The 1818-nt window shown below is 59.1% G+C and carries 2 protein-coding genes; both read right to left on the reverse strand.

The features are described 5' to 3' along the window. Positions 1-195: 195 nt before the first annotated feature. Positions 196-876, reverse strand: a complete 681-nt coding sequence (rnhB, locus tag ABYA88_RS16340) for a ribonuclease HII (RefSeq protein WP_373188439.1) — start codon at positions 874-876, stop codon at positions 196-198. Further along, positions 873-1818: lipid-A-disaccharide synthase (gene lpxB, locus ABYA88_RS16345; RefSeq protein ID WP_373188440.1), on the reverse strand; the 946-nt coding region annotated here is incomplete at its 5' end. The genes lpxB and rnhB, both read right to left, overlap by 4 nt.

Below are 1818 nucleotides of genomic sequence, written 5' to 3' on the forward strand. Positions count from 1 at the left end.
AAACACTTTCTCCACCCCGCCAGGCTGTGCGCTCAACGAGCAAAGGAGTGATGCGGGGTTTGCTGTCCAAGGTCAAAAACGAGAACCTTCCTAGACCAAATTTTAGGTTCTCTCACCGGCAGCTCATTAGCTAGTAGCAGATTCAGGGCGAGAGGACTAAGCCGACCGTCGATGGCAGGGATGCCATCGTCGAGCTTACAGGGACGTACTTGCAGCGTGTCGGCGTGGACTTTCGCCCTGTGGCTGCAGAGACTCGGATTCGGAAAATGCAGATACTGCCAAAGCTTGTCGTACTGGCGCAAAGGAGCGTCTATGGATAACCGAGGCACCCAGCTCTCTCAGGGCAGCCAGATGAACGGGTGTCGGGTAACCCTTGTGCTGGGCGATGCCATAGCCAGGATACACCTTATCCAACTCCACCATTTCGCGGTCGCGGGTCACTTTTGCCAGAATTGAGGCCGCGGAAATGGCCGGAACGCGACCGTCGCCCTGGATGACCGGCTCGCTGCGCATGGGCAGAATTGGACAACGATTGCCGTCCACCCATACCCGGTCGGGCTGGATCGACAGACCGGCTACCGCGCGCTGCATTGCCAGCATGGTTGCATGCAGTATGTTCAGGCGGTCTATCTCTTCGACTTCTGCGCGGGCAATGAACCAGGCCAGCGCGCGCTCCTGGATAATCGGGAACAATGCTTCGCGTTTCGCCTCGGTCAACTTCTTGGAATCGTTAAGGCCTTCAATGGGACGGGCCGGATCAAGGATGACGGCCGCCGTGACCACGGCGCCGCACAACGGACCTCTTCCTACCTCGTCGACGCCGGCGACCAGCTCGTCCCCAACTGGCGGGTTCCAGTCCATGAGTATCTGGCTCATGACAGTTTCCCCTTTTGCCTGAGCAGATCGAGCACGGCTTCGGCCGCGGTCTCATCGGCATTCCGTCTCAGCATTTCATGTAACTGCATGAAAGTGGCCTGGGTTTCGGCGCGTTCGCTGGTGGGCGCCAGCAGCTGCAACAGAGCCGGCCCCATCTTTTCCGGTACGGCGGCGTCCTGGAGGAATTCCGGCACGACTTCACGCCTGGCCAGCAGATTGGGCAGCGATACATGCCCTACCTTGACCAGACGCTTGAGAATTTTGAAGGTCAGCCCGGCCATTCGGTAGGCAACGACCATCGGCCGTTTGAACAGCATGGCTTCCAGCGTTGCTGTACCGGAGGCGATGAGTACGGCATCGCATGCCGCAAGCGCCTGGTGGGACTGGCCGTCGAGCAGCTGAAGCGGCAACTCAGTACCGCTCTCGGCGATAATCGCCTGCATCTGGAGCTTACGCTCGGGATTGGCGCAGGGCATAACGAAACGCAGTTGAGGCTCCCGCGCCAGGCACCAGGCTGCGGTCTGCAGGAATAGCAGACCGAGTTTGCGTATCTCGCCATTGCGACTGCCGGGCATCAGTGCCAACAATTTTACATCAGCTGAAACGCCCAAAGCCGATCTGGCCGCTTCACGGTCGGGCTGCAGCGGAATTTCGTCCGCCAGCGTATGGCCCACGCAGCAAACGGCAACCTGATGCTTGCGATAGACCTCTTCCTCAAACGGGAAAAGCGTCAACATGAGATCGGTGGATTTCTGGATACCCAGTACACGCTTTTCACGCCAGGCCCAGACCGACGGGCTAACGTAGTGCACTGTGGCTATGCCTGCATCGCGCAGCTTGCGCTCGACGCCAAGCGTAAAGTCGGGGGCGTCAATACCGATGAATACGTCAGGTTGTTGCTCGAGCAGCCAGCCAACCAGCTCCTTGCGGATGCGCAGCAGT

Origin of the sequence: Halopseudomonas sp., assembly GCF_041579695.1 — a bacterium.
GTDB lineage: Bacteria > Pseudomonadota > Gammaproteobacteria > Pseudomonadales > Pseudomonadaceae > Halopseudomonas.

Bases quoted from the DNA above. Each gene is read 5' to 3' on its own strand.
- rnhB (WP_373188439.1), bottom strand. From the start codon at position 876: ATGAGCCAGATACTCATGGACTGGAACCCGCCAGTTGGGGACGAGCTG.